This is a genomic window from Mycolicibacterium helvum, assembly GCF_010731895.1.
Classification (GTDB): domain Bacteria; phylum Actinomycetota; class Actinomycetes; order Mycobacteriales; family Mycobacteriaceae; genus Mycobacterium; species Mycobacterium helvum.
In genome coordinates this window covers 4,388,480-4,408,188 of the sequence record NZ_AP022596.1, presented here as the reverse complement: position 1 = coordinate 4,408,188, position 19,709 = coordinate 4,388,480, and the positions used below count along the sequence as shown (strand labels likewise).

General features: G+C 64.5%; 17 protein-coding genes. 9 read left to right on the top strand and 8 right to left on the bottom strand.

Going from position 1 to position 19,709, the window contains the following annotated elements; translation table 11 throughout:
* Positions 1-7: 7 nt before the first annotated feature.
* The 4 genes from G6N38_RS20680 to G6N38_RS20665 all read right to left on the bottom strand — a co-directional run bounded on the left by G6N38_RS20680 (position 8) and on the right by G6N38_RS20665 (position 4,639).
* Positions 8-910, bottom strand: coding sequence for a polysaccharide deacetylase family protein (locus tag G6N38_RS20680; protein ID WP_163749899.1), 903 nt, complete (start codon positions 908-910; stop codon positions 8-10).
* Positions 907-1,977 (bottom strand): oxidoreductase, encoded by a 1,071-nt coding sequence (locus tag G6N38_RS20675; protein ID WP_246228061.1) that lies wholly within the window; start codon positions 1,975-1,977, stop codon positions 907-909. The genes G6N38_RS20680 and G6N38_RS20675 overlap by 4 nt, the downstream gene beginning before the upstream one ends.
* Before the next feature lie 62 nt (positions 1,978-2,039).
* Positions 2,040-3,506, bottom strand: a complete 1,467-nt coding sequence (locus tag G6N38_RS30820; RefSeq protein WP_163749897.1) for a purine-cytosine permease family protein — start codon at positions 3,504-3,506, stop codon at positions 2,040-2,042.
* A gap of 533 nt (positions 3,507-4,039) precedes the next feature.
* On the bottom strand, positions 4,040-4,639 hold the full coding sequence (locus tag G6N38_RS20665; RefSeq protein WP_163749896.1) for a type II toxin-antitoxin system RelB family anti-toxin: 600 nt from the start codon (positions 4,637-4,639) through the stop codon (positions 4,040-4,042).
* 144 nt (positions 4,640-4,783) lie between these two features.
* On the opposite strand from G6N38_RS20665, the gene G6N38_RS20660 reads away from it, so the two are divergent.
* The 3 genes from G6N38_RS20660 (at position 4,784) to G6N38_RS20650 (ending at position 7,545) form a co-directional block, all read left to right on the top strand.
* Positions 4,784-5,446, top strand: coding sequence for a DUF1989 domain-containing protein (locus G6N38_RS20660; RefSeq protein WP_163749895.1), 663 nt, complete (start codon positions 4,784-4,786; stop codon positions 5,444-5,446).
* The gene (locus tag G6N38_RS20655; RefSeq protein WP_163749894.1) at positions 5,443-6,072 is read left to right on the top strand and encodes a VOC family protein; all 630 of its coding nucleotides are present in this window, start codon (positions 5,443-5,445) and stop codon (positions 6,070-6,072) included. The genes G6N38_RS20660 and G6N38_RS20655 overlap by 4 nt, the downstream gene beginning before the upstream one ends.
* A gap of 87 nt (positions 6,073-6,159) precedes the next feature.
* A complete protein-coding gene (locus G6N38_RS20650) occupies positions 6,160-7,545 on the top strand; it encodes an amidase family protein (RefSeq protein WP_322790541.1) in 1,386 nt (461 codons plus the stop codon).
* A gap of 114 nt (positions 7,546-7,659) precedes the next feature.
* On the opposite strand, the gene G6N38_RS20645 is transcribed toward G6N38_RS20650, so the two are convergent.
* The 3 genes from G6N38_RS20645 to G6N38_RS20635 all read right to left on the bottom strand — a co-directional run bounded on the left by G6N38_RS20645 (position 7,660) and on the right by G6N38_RS20635 (position 11,527).
* Positions 7,660-8,406, bottom strand: a complete 747-nt coding sequence (locus G6N38_RS20645) for a neutral zinc metallopeptidase (RefSeq protein WP_246227356.1) — start codon at positions 8,404-8,406, stop codon at positions 7,660-7,662.
* A gap of 141 nt (positions 8,407-8,547) precedes the next feature.
* The gene (locus tag G6N38_RS20640) at positions 8,548-10,713 is read right to left on the bottom strand and encodes an acyl-CoA dehydrogenase family protein (protein WP_163749892.1); all 2,166 of its coding nucleotides are present in this window, start codon (positions 10,711-10,713) and stop codon (positions 8,548-8,550) included.
* A 55-nt stretch (positions 10,714-10,768) separates the two neighbouring features.
* Complete coding sequence (locus G6N38_RS20635; protein ID WP_163749891.1) at positions 10,769-11,527, bottom strand: SDR family NAD(P)-dependent oxidoreductase; 759 nt, start codon at positions 11,525-11,527, stop codon at positions 10,769-10,771.
* 161 nt (positions 11,528-11,688) lie between these two features.
* Between G6N38_RS20635 and G6N38_RS20630 the strand changes: the two genes are divergently transcribed.
* Positions 11,689-13,251, top strand: coding sequence for a molybdopterin-dependent oxidoreductase (locus G6N38_RS20630; RefSeq protein ID WP_163749890.1), 1,563 nt, complete (start codon positions 11,689-11,691; stop codon positions 13,249-13,251).
* A gap of 32 nt (positions 13,252-13,283) precedes the next feature.
* Here G6N38_RS20630 and G6N38_RS20625 read toward each other — a convergent pair whose 3' ends face one another.
* Entirely contained in the window at positions 13,284-14,642 is a 1,359-nt protein-coding gene (locus G6N38_RS20625; protein WP_163752165.1) for an L-serine ammonia-lyase, read from the bottom strand.
* Positions 14,643-14,928: 286 nt separating this feature from the next.
* On the opposite strand from G6N38_RS20625, the gene G6N38_RS20620 reads away from it, so the two are divergent.
* From G6N38_RS20620 to G6N38_RS20600, 5 genes are read left to right on the top strand one after another with little or no spacing between them, the layout of a single operon-like run.
* The gene (locus G6N38_RS20620) at positions 14,929-16,311 is read left to right on the top strand and encodes a purine-cytosine permease family protein (RefSeq protein ID WP_246227354.1); all 1,383 of its coding nucleotides are present in this window, start codon (positions 14,929-14,931) and stop codon (positions 16,309-16,311) included.
* Between the two features lie 54 nt (positions 16,312-16,365).
* The gene (locus G6N38_RS20615) at positions 16,366-16,818 is read left to right on the top strand and encodes a RidA family protein (RefSeq protein WP_163749888.1); all 453 of its coding nucleotides are present in this window, start codon (positions 16,366-16,368) and stop codon (positions 16,816-16,818) included.
* 28 nt (positions 16,819-16,846) lie between these two features.
* Complete coding sequence (locus tag G6N38_RS20610; RefSeq protein ID WP_163749887.1) at positions 16,847-18,355, top strand: 4-hydroxyphenylacetate 3-hydroxylase N-terminal domain-containing protein; 1,509 nt, start codon at positions 16,847-16,849, stop codon at positions 18,353-18,355.
* A complete protein-coding gene (locus tag G6N38_RS20605) occupies positions 18,355-18,927 on the top strand; it encodes a flavin reductase family protein (protein ID WP_163749886.1) in 573 nt (190 codons plus the stop codon). Before G6N38_RS20610 ends, G6N38_RS20605 begins: the two co-directional genes overlap by 1 nt.
* Positions 18,924-19,706: a cyclase family protein gene (locus G6N38_RS20600; protein ID WP_163749885.1), complete on the top strand. Its 783-nt coding sequence runs from the start codon at positions 18,924-18,926 to the stop codon at positions 19,704-19,706. Before G6N38_RS20605 ends, G6N38_RS20600 begins: the two co-directional genes overlap by 4 nt.
* Positions 19,707-19,709 lie beyond the last annotated feature (3 nt).

Here is a 19,709-nt window from a genome sequence, read left to right as displayed (position 1 = left end):
CGCTACTTCATGTCGCCGGTGTTCGTGTGGCGTTCCCTGCCGTTGGGTGCACCCGAGATGCAAGGTGGTCGCATCGGATGATTTCAACGTCGCCGCAGTCGCGCGCGAAGGCGATGAGGTCGGCGATGACCTTCAATCGTGAAGGGCGGCCACTTAGGAAGGGGTGGGCACAGATGTTGCACAGGCTGTTGGTAGCGCGCATTGCGTCGAGTTCGCCGGTCCATAACTCGCGTACCGTCGCTGGCGGGTTGATGACACTCCCGATATCCGGCTCCGGCAGGAAGGCATATTGCTCCCAGTCGTCGAGGCTCCAGTGCACGGGCAGCTCTGCGATGCGGCCCGTAGGATGCTCGATGAGGTAGGGGTGGTCGTCGTCCATGAGGCTCGAGTCGTAGAGCAGGCCAGCCTCGATGAGCAGTGCCAAGGTGTCCTCGGTGAGCTGCCAGTTCGGTGCGCGGTAGCCGACCGGGCGGGCACCCAGGCCGGTAAGTGCCTCGATGTTGGCGTGCAGGTCGTCTGCCTGTTCGGTGGGGGACATTCCGGTAAGTGGCCGGTGTTGGTCGCTGTGAAGCGCGATCTCGTGGCCGCCGTCCATGATTGACTCGACGGCTCGCGGCCAGCGGCGGGCGCTTTCCCCCGGCACGAAGAACGTCGCTTCGACGGCAACGTCTTTGAGTAGCCGCAGGATGCGGGGCAGCGCGGTCTGCGGTCCGTATGCCTGGTGCGACATCGTCGACAGGTCCTTGGCTGCGGTGTCCGATCGCGCGAGGACGGCGCTCTCGGCGTCGAGGTCGAAGGTCAAGGTGAGCAGCGCTGCTGCGCCATGCCGCCAAGACGCGTCAGCAGGGCGCCGCCATCGGCGGAGCCCGTTCGTCATGTCGTTGTCTGGGTTGGGCGCGTCGTTGGTCATCGTTGCACCGCGCGCCGACTGCGGGCGTCCTCGCTGTTGTCCAGCGAGGCAGACGGGGTGATCAGCGCGGCGTCGAATGGTTCCGGTGTTCGGCCGTCTGCAATGGTGTTCGGCCAGCTTGGGTCGGCGAGTGCGGGGCGGCCGAGACTGATCAGGTCGGCCTCGCCTTCGTCCAACACCTGGTTGATGAGCGCTGCGGTGTGAAGTCCGCCGTTGGCGATGACGGGCAGTCCTGTTGTGTGGCGAGCCAGTGCTCCTAGGGCGGTTCCGTCGGCGGTCTTGCCGCTTTGCGTCCAGGGGCGTCCCTCTCCCGCTAGATGTAGGTAGGCCGGTGATGACGTTGCGATCGTGGTGAAGATTTCCTGCGCTTCGCTTCCGTCCAGCCAGCGATGCCCGGCGTCGTTGACTTTGGCCTGGGACAGACGCACGCCTACCGGAAGCCGGCCCCCGACGCTTGCAACCACCGCCGCGGTGACCTCGGCGGTTAAGCGGGCGCGAGCGCGGGCGGATCCGCCGTAATGGTCGGTGCGGGTGTTGGTGTAGTCGGTGATGAATTGGTCGAGTAGGTAGCCGTTCGCGGCGTGAATCTCGAGGCCGTCGAACCCGGCCTGCTCTGCCAGAGATGCCGAGGCGGCGAATCCGTCGATGATGTCGGCGATCTCGTCGGCGGTGGCGGCGCCGGGAACGGGATAGCGACCCTCGCCGCCGTACTCTGGCATCTTCCTTCCTCTAGGGACGATGACGCTGGGTGCCAGGGTGGATTCGACAAAGTGTTGGGACAGCGCGCCGGCGTGCATCAGTTGAGCGATGATGTGGCCGCCGGACTCATGGATGGCGTCGGTCACTTGTCGCCAGCCGTTGACGTGTTCGATCGATGTCAAGCCGGGTTGGTTGGTGTACCCCTGGGCTGCGGGCCCGAGGGGATAGATGCCTTCGGTGATGACTAATCCGAAGCGACCTTCGATAAATCGCCGGTAGTACTCAGCCATCTGCCGGGTGGGTAGGCCGTCGCCGCGTGTACTCACCCGTGACATGGGTGCCACAACGAGTCGGTTGGGCAGTGCCAACGTGGCCAACTGGCACGGCGTAAACGCGAGGCCCAGGTGCGTATGGTCAGAGACGTTGTGGCTCAAGGTGTGTTCTCCTTCGCGGTCGCGCCCGGCGCTGTGTGAGGGCGGGGACGGGCGCGCAAAGATATCGGCGTGGTCTCGGTGCAAGCCGCCGTGAACCGCCGGCTGAGAATGTAGAACGCGATTCCGGCCACTACCAGTGAAACGGCGAAGGCGATGTCGATTCCGCCGAGCGCGCGTGCAATTGGTCCATGGTAGAAGGTGAGCGTGATGAACGGGATTTCGGCTGCCACACCCAGGCCGTAGGCGGTCAAGCCGCGCCATGCCCAATTGCCGTAAACCCCACCGGGGTTGAGGATTTCGGCCACGTCGTAGTGGCCTCGGCGCACGATGAAGTAGTCGACGAGGTTGATCGCCGTCCAGGGGGCGAGGAGATACAACATGATAAGTAGAGCGTTGCTGATCGCAGCGGAGATGTCATGCACCACCCAGACCCCGATTGCAGTCGACACGGCACCGAGGACCACCGCGGTGATCGCCCGCCGGAGGGGCGTGCTGAATCTCGGAACAAAGCAGTCGATGGCAGTCAGCACCGTCAGGGTGGCGCTGTAAGTGTTGAGGCCCATGGTGGATACCAGCGCCAACCCACTGATCACGACGAGAACTGTGCCGGCCCACGGCATGACGGCGTTGGTGGCATCGTGGATGCCGACGAATGTGTCGGCAACGCCGAAGCGCGCACCGAGCCACGCTCCGAGCGCCATCATCCAGATCGCTGCGATGGCCGCACCCCAGTAGACCGTCATGATCAGGGCCCGCGATGACACGTTGACGGGCAAGTATCTGGTGTAGTCGGAGACGATCGGCGCATAGGTGATGTTGTAGGTGGCGCCGATGGTGAACATCACCACGAATGCGCTTGTGCGGAATCCTAGGTCGGCGACCGGTGCACCGCCGGAGCCGCCGAACAGCGCCCCGAAGGTCAAGATTAGCCACAGCGGCAGCGACACCCAGAACATCACCGTGAAGGCGCGATGCAGCCAGTCATGCCCCCACACGGCCAGCACGATAGCCCCGACCCCGACACCCAGACCGGTGATCGTGGAGTTCCACCCGAACAGGTTGTGGAAGCCGGCGTCGATCATCACGGTATCGACGACGTTGTAACCCAGGAACGTGAACACTGCAGCGAACAGGATGACGACCACGCCGCGATATCCCAACTGCGCGCGCGACTGGATCATCTGCGGCAGACCAAGATTGGGCCCCTGCGATCCGTGCAGGGCCAGGAACACGGTGCCGAAGAGCACGCCCGCGATCACGGCGACGATGGTCCAAAGAAGGCTGAGGCCGAGGGTGGGGCCGACCAAGCCGAGCGCGACGGTGAGGGGGTGGAAGTTGCAGAGGAACCAGAAGGGCCCCTGCTGGCGGACTTTGCCGTGTCGCTCGTCAGGGGGGATCCATTCGATGGATCGTCCTTCGATTCCGCTGCGCCAGGTACTCGTGGCCGTCGCTTCGGGCTGCATGTGTGCTTCCTTCCATAGGGTGACTGTCAATCGCCCACGATCAGTGGGCTTTTCGGACGTGCAAGAAACTTGTATTGGCAGCGACGAAAGGGGCCTCGCGACGCCGTTCGAGGTGGACCGTTGCGCCGGAATAAGTCCAGCGGACTCCGGCCGTTGATCGGATAGCAGAAGCGGCCGGCCTGTTGCGGCGGACTGACCGCGGGGTCGAGCGCAAGTCGGGTCGGATGTGGCGATAGATCAGTCAGTCCGCGTGCACGAAGGAGCCGGGCAAAGAGCGGGTCTGCCGCCGAGGGCGCCCCGGAGAAGGGCACGTCGCTGCCGCCAACTCCGTAAAATCGAGCACTCTTCGACGCTTGCCGGGTGGTCTCACCAATCAATGCCCCCGCCACTAGACGCTAGGGCGAGCGAGTGGACCTGAAGCTCCGACGGTGCCGTCGTGCCGGCGTGGCGGCGATGTCGTGCATTGCACACATGTGACGCTCCTCATCTCCAGACTCAGCGTGACATGCGTTATACGAAAAAGCAATTATTGGTTAATACCCAGCGGGGGTGATGATCCACAGGGCACGAGTCTCATCGTCGCCGGTGTTGCGCCACGCGTGGGGCGTTCGGCAATTGAAGGTCAACGCGTCGCCGGGCTGCATCACGTAGTGCACGTCGTGCACCCAGACGTCCAGAACCCCAGCCAGCACTACAATGCACTCCTCATCGCCGGGATGACTGTAGGGCTCGTCGCCGCTGCCTGCACCGGGATTAATGACCGTTTCGAGAACTTCAAGCCGGCCGGATCGCGTGGGAGAAAGCAGCTCATCAGCGACGCCGTGGCTGCGGATCGTGCGTCGTTGACTCTTGCGGACCAGCGGCCCGGCGTCATCCCGACCGTGAAAGAGATCGGCGACCGGCTGGCCGAGAGCTTGCATCACCTTGGACAGAGTGCTCACGGTGGGGCTGAGCTGGCCATTCTCGAGACGACTGAGGTAGGCCGGAGTGACGTCGGCCTGCGCGGCGAGCTGACGGGCGCTCAGACCCTTGGCTAACCGCGCGGCTCGCAGGCGCTGCCCCACGTTCGGGCTCGCCACGTCAGGCTCATCCATCACCATTACCCCATTGCCTTTCCGCACAAGTTGTTGCACTATCGTATATCGCACGTGGGGGTCTCCCCGATTAATTCCACCATCGCACAGGAGGTGCGCCATACCCATGGCAACACTCACCCGACTCCGGCCGCGGGTCGCCGAGGGCGGTCGGAACCCGTTCGATCACACGGACTTGCCCTGATGACGGTGAATGCGGCGCCACGCCACGCGTTCACAGTTGAGGGCGGCCGTGGAGGCAGCCTGGCGCTGCGCGCTGGCCAACGCGTGCACATCGTGAACACCTTGGGTTATCAGGTCGTCGACACGTGGGCGCTCAGTCAGGAAAGTGCGACGGCACTGTCCATGTCGCACAGCCGGCTCGCCATCGGCCGATTACACCCGCAGATCGGCGACACCCTCGTCGATGACCACCGCGTCCCGATGCTGACGCTGGCCGCCGACGACAGCGGGGGCGCGCACGACATGCTGATACCGGCGTGCGACGCGCAGCGCTACCGCAACCTCGGTTTCGCCGGCTGGCACGCGAGTTGCGCTGAGAACTTCCATCACGCGGTCGCGGGCCTGTCAGGTCACAGCGCCGGCGTGTCCCCTGGGCGCCACGCTGCGCCCGATCCGCTGAATCTCTTCATGGCCGTGGAGACGTCTCCCGCCGGGGAGTTGTCGCTCAACTCCTCTGTGGCCGCGCCGGGTAGCCGCGTGGTCCTGGAGGCTCGTCAGGACCTCGTCCTCATCGTCAGTGCCTGCCCCCAAGACATGGTCCCCATCAACGGCACTGACGGTCCACCGCGATCAGTGGACCTGTACATCGAACACTTACCGAACGACAACGGAGTAGCGAAATGAATAAGGAGCAAGCGGCCCTGCCAACCGTGCTCAGCGAGTTCGCCATGGACAACAGCTTTTTGGGCAAGATCGTCGAAGTATGTTTCGTCACCGAGGACGCTCAGCGCACCATGGAGGGTCTCGTGCGACTGGGCGTCGGCCCCTTCCGGGTCTATACCTTCACCTCTGAGACCGTCGCGCAGCAGACGTACCGCGGCGAGTCGAGCCCGTTCGCTCTCACGGTGTGCTTTGCGATCAACGACAACCTGACTTTCGAGATCATGCAGCCGTTGTCTGGGCGCACCGTCATAAGAGAATTCCTCGACCAGCATGGCGAGGGGATCCATCACATTGCCTTCGATTGCAACAACGCGCCCTGGGAGCAACGGTTGAAAATGTTCGCCGACCGCGGCTTTACTGCGACGCAAAGTGGCCGTTGGCTCGATCAGAATTCCTTTTCCTTCTTCGATACCGAGGCTGCGACCACCACGTGCTTCGAGACCTATCACTTCCCCGACGACTTCACCTATCCCGAACCCGACCGGTGGTACCCGGGCCCGCCGCCCGTCGTCAAGGGCTCGCTCTACGAGTCCCCACCGCCTACCGGCGGCCGAGCAGGCGAGGCACACAAGCACTCCGGTGAATGAACGCGCGATCGATCGAGTCCTCATCGACACCTCGAAGTGCTCCGGTGGCCGTTCACAGCGCCTGACAAGTTCACGGCTGTGATACCAATGCAGCCGCACAACACATCCGCGACCGCCATGGCCGCAGCCCTTGCAGCGGGTGCGACGTCAGCCCGGGAGCTGATCGAGGAGGCGATAGGCGCGGCACTGAGCACCCCTGCCGTGCACTGTTTGACGAACAACACCTTCGAGCGGGGTCGTCACGAAGCGGATCTCAGCGATCAGCGCCGCGCAGGTGGGCGCCAGCTGAGCCCCCTCGACGGGGTGCCCGTGACGTGGAAGGACCTCTTCGACGTCCGAGGAACGGTGACGACGTGCGGCTCAGAGAGCCGGTTACACCTTGATTCCTCCAGTCGAGACAGTGCATTCGTTGCAGCATGTGCCGACGTCGGCATGATCAGCGTCGGCAAGACCAATATGAGCGAGTTTGCCTTTTCGGGTCTCGGAGTCAACACCGTCTTCGGAACTCCCGTGAACCCCGCCCACACCGACACTCCAAGGGTCCCCGGTGGTTCTTCCTCGGGAGCCGCCGTATCGGTGGCCGTAGGTGTCGCCCCGTATGCCATCGGCACCGATACATCGGGGTCGACGCGCCTGCCCGCGGCATGGTGCGGCGTCGTTGGCTACCGCGCCAGCAAGAATCGGTATGGACCTAACGACTTTCAGCCATTATCCCAGACGTTGGATAGCGTTGGATTGATCGCCCGCACGGTTCAGGACATTCGACTACTCGATGACATCATGCTCAAGCGTCATCGAGCAGCCCGATACCCACTCGACTCGTCGACTCCACGCTTCGTCGTTCCAGACGGGGAACTTATCGACGAATGCCACCCCGACATCGCCGCAGCCTTTACTGAAATCGTCAGCGCTCTGTCTGCTGCAGGTGCGACCATCGAGCACCGTGTCTTTACATCCCTGAATGACGCTCAGTCGCTGATGGACTCCTGCGGCACCATCGTCGGCGCCGAAGCGCGGTCTAACATCCGCGGCGAGGTCAACGACACTCGACTTCTTCAGCCCGCAACGGTCCGGCGACTAACCCACAGTGCGCGAACAAACAACGATCCAGCGCAGCTGTACGCACGATTGCCCGATCTGCGACACCGCTTTCAATCCGAACTCGGTGACGAAGTACTTTTGTGCCCGACCGTGCGCATACCCCCGCCAGCGATCTCGACGATTCGCGAAAACGCCAAGTCCTTCGACTACATCAACCAGCGTGCGCTACGCAGCACCATGCTCACGAGCTACCTCGGCGCCTGCGGCATCTCCTACCCAGCAGCACCATTCGCAAGCGCCAGCGGTCTAATGATGTCGCGCCCCTGCGGCGACGATGATCGCCTCCTCGCCGCGGCGAGCTTCATCGAGTTAGCCGACGCAAGAGATGTGCCCGCCCGTCGTTACGCACCGCTGGACCCGACCTGCGGCTGACTTGGCGTCGGCGGCGGCGATGCGGCATCAGAGCGGTGATCAGCGCCTCCGCACGAGTCGGTTGGAGTCGGGTTCCGGTTGTGCACAATGACGTTCATGTGACTGTCATCATCGCTACCGCGCCGCCACCAGACCGTCGATCAGTAGGTGCGCCACGACATCATCGGCGGCGACGCCGGTGCGCAGGCTGCCAGCAAGGTCGCGACCGCGAATTCGCCACCCTTGCGATATACCGTCGGCATCGCGTCGACGTTGTCCCACCCGATGTAATCGTCTGGGAAGCAATAGAACAACGCATAGCCCTTGGCCGGCGTCGAGCCGCACATCGGCGGGTTCGACGGTCGAACGGTTCCAGGCCCTTACCGGCACCCAGGCCTCGCCATTGGTCAATTCCGGATACACGTGGGTCCATCGTCCTCGATGTCGTAGGGCACGTCGAGGACCATCGCGTCGTAGGGCATGTCGCCATCGGCGGCCTCGTCGTCGGCGTTCTGGAACGGAAGCTCGACGAACACGGCTGTCGTCGCGGTACTCCTTGCACGCACTAGTCCCGTTGTCGTAGCCGTCCTGGAACGCGCTCACCCGGTCGAAGCCACTGCCGTGCGCCGACGTGTCGATCTTGCTGGTACCCGGAGAGTCCCGCAGTACCAGGATGCCGGCCAGTGCGCTGTCCATCTCGGCGGCGTTGACCTTGTACAACCCCGCGTCCTTGGCATGTTTGGCCCAGCCGCCGGCGAAGCAGTCCGCCTGCAGTTCCTTGGTCACCGTGCGGACGGTGAAGTTGGACCGAGCCTGAATGGCGTGGCCCCACTCGTGGGCCAGTACGATCGGGATGACGGAATCGCCGAATTTGGATTGCAATCCGGGCAAAAGTTCCGCGGAGTCCCAGGCCACCACGTCCTTGCTGGCGCGGTAGAACGCGTTTCCGGAGATGTCGCTGGCGCTCTCGGCGCACGGCGGCAGCGTCCCCGATGACGGGACTACGACACAAACCTGCGTGAGTTACTTGATCAGCGGGTCGCGCGGCATACCCAGGATGCGCTCGGCGATCTGGTTGCGGGTGATCTCCGATGTGCCGCCGGCGATGGACAAGGCGCGGGACCCTAACGCCGTCCGGCCCGCCATTTCCCCCTCGCCGCCGTCGAGCGCCACGTCCGGACCGACCAGCGCCGCGGCGATCGTGCCCTGTTCCTGAAACTGCTCGGCCAGGATGAGTTTGGTGATGTTGCCTTCCGGGCCGGGGCCGGCACCCTCGAGGGCGCGGACCACCCGGCGCAGGTTCAGCAGGCGCAGTGCCTGATCTCTGGCGAGGAACTTGCCCACCCACTGCACCGCTCCGACATGCCGCTCACCGTGCTCCTTGGCCAGCGCGACGAGCCACGCCGCCGCCGGTGCGATGGTGCCAGCGCCGCCACCGATGCTGACCCGCTCATTGCCCAGCGTGGCGCGCGCGACGGTCCAGCCCGAGTTCGGCTCCCCGACGACGTCCTCGTCGGGAACGAACACATCGTTGAAGAACACTTCGTTGAAGTCGGCGCCGCCGGTGATCTGGCGCAGTGGCCGCACCTCGACGCCGGGCGCCTCCATGTCCAGGATCACGGTCGTGATGCCGGCATGCTTGGGCACGTCGAAGTCGGTGCGGACGGTGGCCAGGCCGCGCTTGCAGTAGTGCGCCCCGCTGGTCCACACCTTCTGGCCGGTGATCTTCCAGCCGCCGTCCACCCGGGTGGCGCGGGTCTTGACCGCCGCGGCATCCGAACCCGCCGACGGCTCGGAGAACAGCTGGCACCAGATCTCGTCCTTACGCAACGCCTTCTCGACGAATCTCTCTATGCGAGAAGGGGTTCCGTGCTGGATCAGGGTCAGGATCACCCACCCGGTGATGCCGTAGTCGGGCCGCTTGACACCGGCGGCGGCGAACTCCTCCTCGATCAGCAGCTGTTCGACGGCGCCCGCCGCGCGGCCCCACGGCTTGGGCCAGTGCGGCATGACGTATCCGGTTGCGATCAGTTCGTCGAGTTGCGTCTTTTCGTCGAGCTTGGCGAGCTGATGCGCGTCGGCGCGGATCTGGGCGCGCAGCTCGTCGGCCTCGGCCGGCAGGTCCAGGCTGTTGGCCCTGCTATGCCCCGCCTCGGTCAGGGTGAAGACGTCGGTGACCGGGCCGTCCCCGCCGAGCAGTGCCTGCACCGTCAGTGCGCGCCGCAGATGCAAGTGCGCATCATGCTCCCAAGTGAACCCGATGCCGCCATGCACCTGGATGTTCAACTCCGCGTTGCCAACATAGGCGCCAAATGCCAACGCAGCCGCCGCGGCTGCGACCAGCTCGAACTGTTTCTGGTCGTCCCCGAACGCGCGGGCAGCGTCCCACACGACGGCGACCGCGGACTCCGAGGCCACGATCATGTTGGCGCAGTGATGCTTGACCGCTTGGAAAGTCGCGATGGTGCGGCCGAATTGCTCACGCACCTTGGCGTACTCGACTGCCGCGTCCACACAGTCGGACGCCCCGCCGGCCGCCTCGGCGCCAAACAGAGTGCGGGCCAACGCAACTGCCACCGAGCGCGCCCCGGTCAGCACGTTGCCGGTCACCGAGACATCGCGTAGCGACACCCGGCCGGAGCGCCGCGACCGGTCCAGGCTTCCTGGCACCTCGACCGACACCCCGTCGGCGCCGCGCTCCACCAGCAGGACATCCGCGCCGGAGGTCAGCACCAGCAGCTCGGCCAGTCCGGCGCCGAGCACCACACCGGCCTCGCCGCTGGCGGTCTCGCCGGTGACGGTGATGTCGCCGCCGAATCCGATTGCAGCCGTGACTGATCCGTCGACCAGGCCGGGCAGCAGACGAGCCTTCTGTTCATCGCTGCCGACCGCCGACACCAGGGCGGAGGCGACGACCGTCGGCACGAACAGGCCCGGCGCGATCGCGCGGCCGAGCTCGTCAATGACAACGACCAGCTCCGGCAGGCCGAAACCCGAACCGCCGTAGTGTTCGTCGACGTGCAGCCCGAGCCAACCCAGCTCGGCCAGTTCCGACCAGAATGGCGGGCGGGTCTCCTCGGCATCGTCGGCCAGCAGGTCCCGCGTCACCGCCCTGGTCTTCTGCGCGGTGAGGAACGAGCGCGCCACCTCGCTGAGTTCACGGTGGTCGTCGGTCAGTGCGATACCCATCGGGTCCTCCTCGAGGCGGCAGTGCCTGTTCCCCTAATGCCTTACCACAATGGGTTTACTTGGGGGCGAAGCGCTGTCCGGCGTCCAACCGGATGCACTGGCCGTTGAGCATCGGGTTGTCGACGATCGCGGCGACCAGCTTGGCGAACTCCTCGGGCCTGCCCAGGCGCTTGGGGAAGGCCGCATCCTTGGTCAGCGCCTTGGCGAACTCGTCCGGGATGCCCTTGGTCAGGCCGGTGGCGAACAGGCTGGGCGCGATGGCCAGCGCGCGGATGCCCACCGGACCCAGGTCGCGGGCCATCGTCAGGCACATGCCGGCGATGCCGGCCTTGGCGGCGGTATAGGCGACCTGGCCGATCTGGCCCTCGAACGCGGCGATCGAGGCGGTGTTGATGATGACGCCGCGCTCCTCGTCCTCGGGCTCGTTGTTGGCCATGTGCGCGGCGGCGAGCCGGCTGATGTTGAAGCTGGCGATCAGGTTGAGGTCGATCGTGCTGCGGAAGGTCTCCAGGGCGTGCGGGCCGTTCTTGCCGAACGTCTTCTCCGCGACGCCGCCGCCGGCGGTGGTCAGCACCACGTGCAGCCCGCCGAGGGCCTCGACCGCATCGGCCAGCGCCTTCTCGGTGCCCTCGAAGTTGGTGACGTCGACCGGGATGAACGGGCCGCCGACACCGGCGGCGACCTCGGGGCCGTCGGTGCCCTCGCGGTCGAGAATCGCCACCTGGGCCCCACGGGAGGCCAGCAATTCAGCGCTCGCCCGCCCGAAGCCCGACGCGCCGCCCACGACGACTACCTTTTTGCCCGAGATCTCCATCCAACACTCCTGTCGTTGACGCCGGCACGCTAACCGTGCTGCTTACAGTTCGCTGTTCCATTTGCGGGACACCCCGGTGGCGCCCGGGTCGGTACGCACGTTACCGCTCGTCACGAATTGGTCATGAACAAGGGTGTCTACCCAGCGGTAGGTTGGGCGGCATGGCCCAATCCACGACCGGTCTGCGAATGGGCGCCGGGGTGGCGGCCGCCGCCGTCGCCCTCGGCGTGGTCCAGCTGACGGCCGCGTTCTTCTCCCCTGCCGCCGACGCCCGCACGGCGGTGGGCACCGCGGTCATCAACATGACGCCCGGTCCGGTCAAGGAATGGGCGATCCAGACGTTCGGCACCGCGGACAAGTTGTTCCTGTCGGTCGCCGTGCTCGCGGTCATCGGGGTGTTGGCAGCCGTCGCCGCGATCTGGGAACGCTCGCGCATCCCGGTCGGCACGGTGGCGATCCTGGCCGCCGCGGTAGCCGGCAGCGTCGCGGTGCTGGCCCGTCCCGGTGCCCGGCCGGTCGACATCATCCCCACCCTGCTCGGCGCAGTGTGCGGTATCGCAGTATTGCGGCTGCTCACCGGCCGGATCGACGCCAGTGAATCCACTGAGTCGCCCCCCGCCGCCGCCATCGCCGAGGGCAGCCAAGACACCGGGTTCGATGCCGGACGCCGGCTCTCCCTGATGACGTTCGGCATCGGCGGACTCGGGCTCCTCAGCGGTGTCGCCGGAGTGCTGATCAACCGCCGGCTGCACTCGGTGTCCGGTGATCGGGAGAGCTTCGCCCTGCCGTCGGCCCCGCCGCCGTCTCCGATTCCCGCCGACGTCACGCCGCAGGGCGTGCAGCTGCCCAGCTTCATCACTCCCAACGGCGACTTCTACCGCATTGACACCGCGCTGAGCGTCCCGCAGCTCGCGCGCGCCGACTTCCGGCTGCGCATCCACGGCCTGGTCGACCGCGAAATCACCTACACCTTCGACGACTTGGCGAAGTTCGAGCCGATCACCAAGACCGTGACACTGACCTGTGTGTCCAACCCGGTCGGCGGCAATCTGATCTCAAACGCCACCTGGACCGGCTATCGGGTGTCAGACCTGTTGCGCAACAGCGGAATCCACGCGGATGCCGATATGGTGCTCTCGACATCGATCGATGGGTTCACCGCAGGTACCCCGGTGGAAGCACTCACCGACGCGCGCGAGTCGATGCTCGCGATCGGGATGAACGGCGTGCCGCTGCCGGTCGAACACGGCTATCCCGCCCGGCTGGTGGTGCCCGGGCTCTACGGCTATGTGTCGGCCACCAAATGGGTGGTGGACCTGGAGCTGACCCGCTTCGATCGCGCGCAGGCCTACTGGACCAAGCTCGGCTGGTCGGAGCGCGGGCCGATCAAGACCGAGTCACGGATCGACGTGCCGCGCGACGGCCAGAAGATCGCCAAAGGTGCGGTGACATTCGGCGGGGTGGCGTGGGCGCAGAACCGTGGCGTGAAGGGCGTCGAGGTGCGCATCGACGACGGGCCGTGGCAGCCCGCCCAGCTCGGGGCTGCCTACTCCAATGACACTTGGCGATTGTGGAGCTTCCCGTGGACGGCCACCCAGGGCGGTTTCCACACCGTCACCGCTCGCGCGACCGACAACACGGGCGCGGTGCAGACCGAAGACCAGGCACCGCCGGCCCCCGACGGCGCGACGGGCTGGCCCACAGTGTCGTTCGAGGTGAGCTGACGCGGTTCGCGCGCGCCGCGGTCACCGCGGGGTTAGCACTCCACGACACTTACCGCTAGTCCCCCCAAGGAAGTCTCCTTGTACTTGTCGTGCATATCGGCCCCGACACGCCTCATGGTCTCCACCGCCGTGTCAAACGACACGAGGTGGGTGTGATGACCTTCGCTTAGGGTGAGCGTCGCGGCTTGGACAGCGGTGACCGCGGCGATCGCATTGCGCTCGATACAGGGCACCTGGACAAGACCGCCGACCGGATCGCAGGTGAGGCCGAGATGATGCTCGAGGCCCATTTCGGCCGCTTTGCCGACCTGGGCTACCGAGCCGCCAAACGCGGCGCAGAGCGCGCCGGCCGCCATGGCGCAGGCGGATCCGACTTCCCCTTGACATCCGACCTGCGCACCGGAGATGGATGCGTTCGTTTTGATGATGGCGCCCAGTGCCGTGGCGGTGAGTAGCATCGTGGTGACCCCGTCGGCGGCATGTGCCACCGGTGCACTGCGCACGTAGTGGGCGATGACGGCGGGCAGGATGCCGGCAGCACCGTTGGTCGGGGCCGTGACGACGCGATTGCCGAGCGCGTTTTCTTCGTTGACGGCCATGGCGTCAAGCTGGATTCGGGCCACCGCCGCGGAAAAGTCCGCAGCGTCCGATAGCCGATCAGCAAGCCCAGGAGCGCGGCGGCGTACCTGCAGGCCTCCGGGCAGGATGTCGGGCCCGGGTTGCCGCCCGAGTCTCATACAGTCCTCCATCGCCGCCCAGATCATCAAGGCATCGGACCTCGGATCTCGTCCCACCGCCATTTCATTGGCCGCCACGACCTCGGCGATGGACGCGCGAGCCTGCTGGCAGACGACTTGGAGGTCGACGAATGAGCGGAATGGGTATGGCAGGTTCTGCGGTGCGGCATCGCTTGAATTCTGCTGTGCAGCAGCGAGTTCGATGAACCCGCCGCCCACCGAGAGGTAGGTGCGCTGCAGCAGCGCCTGCCCCGCTTCGGCGTATGCGGTGAAGTCGACGGCGTTCGGGTGCCGCGGATGTGGTTCACGAGGCCGAAACTGGATGCCGTCGAGGCCGACGATACGACCTGCCACGGTGATGGCACCGGTGGCTTTCGCTTTGCCCCAAGCATTTCGGACCACAGCCGGATGACATGTTGCCGGCTCATGTCCCTGCAGGCCGGCCACAACGGCGCCTGGTGTGCCGTGCCCCTCGCCGGTCGCGGCCAGCGACCCGCGCAGCACAACACGGATGCGGTCGGTGGATTGCAGAGCATTGTGCTCGATGAGGTCGGCGACGAACGCCGCCGCAGCCCGCATCGGTCCGACGGTATGAGAACTGGACGGACCAATACCGATCGTGAACAAGTCGGTCAGTCGCACATCCGAGGACATCGGTGTCACCGGCACTCCCCGATCAGTCGACTCGATGTGTACTGCACAAAATTAAGTAAACAGCACGTTTTGTTCCTCGGGAAGCCGTGCAACCCGCGTAGAGAAAAGCCCAGGTGGAGACACGCTGCACTTGAGCTGCCGTTTCCGCGATGTAACGCGCAACGAACATTTCCGTTTCCAAGCCTTGATTATCTACCGCACGGCTGTATGTTTTCAGAACACACCCCCGACAGCAGGGGTAGCTCATCGCGATTGGAGCACCGGGTTGACATCTTCGAACGCATCCTTGATCGAGGACTTAACGATCCAGCCGGTTCCCGAGGATCGACGCAAGGGAACGGCGCGACATCTGTTCCCGGTGTGGTTCGGGGTGAACATCATGCCGTTGACCTTGGTCACCGGCGTGCTGGGAACGACCGTCTACGGGCTGCCGGCCTCGTGGTGTGTGGTCGCGATCCTGATCGGCAACCTGCTTGGCGCCGTTCTGATGGCACTTCACTCGGTACAGGGATCGAAATTAGGTGTGCCGCAGATGATTCAAGCGCGCGCCCAATTCGGCATGTACGGCGCGCTGCTGGTTCTTGCCGTCGTCATCCTGGTCTATTTGGGATTCCTCGCCTCGATCCTGATCCTCGCGCGTGACACGCTGGCGATACTCATCCCGTCGTTCGGCGGAGTCTTCGGCCTGACGATGTGCGCGCTGGTGACCCTGCTTGTCGTCGTTGTGGGCTACGAGCTCATCCACCGGGCAAACCGCGCCCTGCTAGGGCTGTTCGGGCTCGCAGTCATCGTGCTCGCTGTATCCCTGATGACACACGCCTCCGCGGTCTCGGCCGGGAGTGGCGAATTACATTTCAACACAATCGGATTCATGGGCATGATCTCGGCGGCAGCGATCTGGCAGATCGCCTACGCACCTTATGTCTCCGATTACTCCCGCTACTTGCCGTCCAAGACATCCGCCCGGCCGGCATTCTGGTACACCTACTTCGGTTGCGTGCTGGGCGCGGTGCCGATGATGATCCTGGGCGCGCTGCTGGTTGTTGCCGCCGGTGGAGACGGCGCCGTGGCCGACCTGGTCAGCTTCTTGCCGGCGCCCTTCAGGATCTTCGTGGTGGTCATGCTGTTCCTGGGCGCCATCGACGCTGCGGTGATAAACCTCTACGGCCCATCACTGACGGTGCTGACCATGATCCAGACTTTCAAGCCAGCCTGGGTTCCTCGCGCCTTCGCGCGTAATGCCGTGGCCGTGGTGTTGGCGATCGTGACCACGGTCGTGGCCGCGGGTTTCGCGTCGGACTTCCTGAACGCCTACCTCGGGTTCATCACGTTCTTGATGACGCTGCTGATCCCTTGGAGCATCATCAATCTCGTCGACTACTACGTCATCAAACGAGGGGTTTACGATCCAGCGGCGTTCATCGACAGCACTCGCGGATACGGCTACGTGAACGTGCCCGCTGTGGTCACCTATATCGTCACTTTCATTGTCGAACTGCCCTTTGCCAGCAGCCCATTCTTCGTCGGATCGGTAGCGAACAAGCTCGGCGGCGTCGACCTCACGTGGGCCGTGGGCTCGGTCGTCAGCCTGGTCCTCTACCTCGGGTTGACCCGTGTTTCGGCCCGGCGCGCGGCGCGGCACATCGCAACCGCACCCGCACCGGCCTGACCGCCGGCATCCAGTCGAACACCGTAATCACTTCCTAAAGAAGGGAATTCCACTATGTCCACAACCGATCTCAGCGCCGCGGTCGGAGACGGCACCGATCGTCAACGACTGATGAACAGCACCTGGACCCACCACATCAAGACCCCGTTCTCGCAAGGCTGGCGAGTAGGCAACCTGGTCTTTACCGGTGGCCAACTGTCATCGGACGAACACGGCAACGTCGTGGGTATAGGCGATATCGAGACCCAGACGCGCAATGTGTTTCAGTCGCTGACCAATGTCCTCGCCGAAGCGGGAGCGACGTGGGAAGACGTGGTCAAGGTCAACACCTACTACTGCTTCGACGGAACCGGTGACGAGGTGCAGGCCAACTGGGAGGCCATGACTCGTGTTCGGATGGAGTTTCTGCCCGACGAAGGACCGGCCGGCACAGGCGTGCGAGTCGCTGGACTCATGTACGACGGCTTCCTCATCGAGGCCGAAGCAATCGCAGTCATCCGCGGCTAGAAACAGAACCCCTCAAGGAAGGCATCACATGACAACGCTGTCCTACCCCGAAGCGGCATCCTTCGACCCGAAGCGGCTGCGCATCGACAAGGTGACCGAGCAGCTCGACAAATCGGGAAGCCACCTGATGACCGGCGAGCAGTACAAGGCGTCGCTGCGAGATGGTCGACGCATCATCTCTTCGCAGGGCGAGGAGATCACCGACGTCACCACGCACCAGGACCTTCGCGCAGTCGAGACGCTGGCCAGTATCCAGGACGCTCAATTCGATCCCGAACACCAGGACACACTGACCTACGTCGCCGAGGACGGAGGACGGCGTGCCATCGGTTGGCAGGTCCCCACGACGCGCGAGCACCTATTCGCCAAGCGCGAGTCCACTCGCTTCATCACCCAACGCACCATGGGTATGTACGGTCGCCCCAACGACTACGGACCGATGATGGCCTTGGGCTTTTTGTCCACCATCGACCGCATCGAAGCCGAGAACCATGAATTCGCCGAGAACATCCGTAGTTTCGTCAAGCTCTCCGGCGACTACAACCTGCTCAGTACGGACCTGATCGCCGATCCTCAGTCCGACCGCAACGTGCCGCGCAACGAACGCCCGTCGCAGCTTCGGATCGTCGAAGACCGCCCAGACGGTATCGTCATCACCGGCGCGAAGGTTGCCGGCAGCATCGGTTCCCTCGCGCACTTCTTCACGCTGTCAACCACTCTCGGTGAGGGTGTGGGTCCGGAGGCCGCGATCTGGGCGGCAATCCCGATGAACTCACCCGGATTGTCACTCGTGCTGCGCGAACCCACTGCGCGGATGAACGCTCCACGCAACGACCACCCACTCGACCACGCCGGCGAGGAACTTGACCAGACGATTCTGTTCGACAACGTTCTGGTGCCACGCGAATACGTGTTCAGCAAGTACAACCTGGGTCTGCTCGACCTCTATTACGAGAGTTGCGTGTACTCGCTGTGGTCGATCATGACCAGGCTGGCATTCCGCGCCGAGATGTTCACCGGTGTGGCACAGGTCATCACCGAGATCCTGGGCACCAACAAGATCCCCGGCGTGCAGGCCGCAGTCGCCGACATCACGCTCTACGCCCAGACGCTCAAGGCCTACTCGCTGGCCACCATCTCCGAGTCGGTGGAATGGAACGGGGTGCACGTGCCCAATCCGGAACTCACCACCGCCGGCCGGCTCTACTCCATCGAGAACTACCCGAGGATCACCTACCTGATCCGCGATCTGTGCGGTCAGGCGCTCATCGCTCGGTGGCCGGAAAAGGTCTGGGATCATCCGGAATTCGGTCCCCGCATGGAAGCGTACTTCCCGGGCACCGGTGTCACCGCCCGCGAAAAGAACACCTTCTTCAACTTCGTGTGGGATCTGGTCGCCGGAGCACACGCCGGTCGCGTCGCACTCTTCGAGAACGTGAATGCCACACCGCCGGCGTTCGTGCGTCACCTCGTCTACTCGAAGACCGACCGCAGCGCCGCCGCACGCCGGGTTCGTGACTACGTGGGGATCGCCTGATGCCCGCCACCGACACGATGGTTGAGAACCTCCCGAGGCTGCGGACACCAGCGTCCTGCGAATTCGTTCCCATCCCCGCAGCCGACTTCGCTCGGTCGATGCGGATGCTGGCCAGCGGCGTGGTGATCGTGACATCCATGGTCGAAGGCCAACCGTGGGGAGTGACTCTGAGCTCGTTGTCCTCGTTCTCGGCCAACCCCGCGCGCATCGCCTTCTCGATCGCAAAGTACACGGCCACCGCACAATCCATCGCCGAGTCGGGAGAGTTCGGCGTGGCAATCCTGTCGGCGGGCGGAGCCGACCTGGCAGCGCGACAGGCAGCACCGGGCCAACCGAAATTCCTGGCCGCCGAGGCGGTCTCCGGTGGTGGGCCCCTGCTCGGGGTCCCCGCGATCGCGGGAGCGTTGCACAACCTCGAATGCAAGTCGGTGGTCGAAGTGGAGGTGCTCGATCATCTTCTGATCGTCGCCGACGTCGTGTCGGCCACCACCAACACCAGCGAAGAGTCCGGACTGGTGTTCTTCAACCAGCTATTCGGCTCGTTCTTCCAGCACCAAGGAGACAAGGCATGACAACGATTCCCGCGACCGATGCGACTCTGCAGGAACCGACCCTGGGCGCTCACCTCTTGGACGGTCGCAGGACCCTCGTCGATCTGACACGGCCGATCTACGAAGGCATGCCAACGTGGTTCGGGCACCAGGAGACGAAAATCGTCGTGCACCAAACCCACGAAGAGTTCAAGGAGAAGTACGGCACCAGGGACGGTTTCCAGGCACGTGACCTACTGATCAGCGAGCACGCCGGGACTCACACCGACGCCACGTTCGAGTACGACCCAGACGGCAAGACACTGGATGCGATCCCGCTGACCTACTATTACGGGTCGGCGGTATGTATCGACCTGTCTCACATCATGTTTCGGTCGCCGGACCCGGATCGCACGGGGTACGCCGGTGCCAAGGACGTGCAGTTGGCCGAGGCCAAGCTCGCCGAACACGGCGAGCAGATCCGGCCGGGCGACATCGTCCTGGCGTGGTTCGACTATGGCGACCGCTGGTTCCCGCAACCCAAGTACATCGACGAGAACCCCGGGTTCGACTGGGAGGGAGCCGAATATCTCGCAGCCAAGGGAGTGGTGAACATCGGCACCGACTGCAACGCCATCGACAACAGCATGGACAACACCTTCCCGGGCCACATGGTGTGCAAGAAGTACGGCATCGTGAACACCGAACATCTGGCAAACCTCGGCCAGGTGGTGAACAAGCGGTTCGAGTTCTTCGGGCTGCCGTTGCACATCCTCGGGGGAACAGGCTCGCCGATCAGGGCGGTCGCGGTTCTCGACTGAACG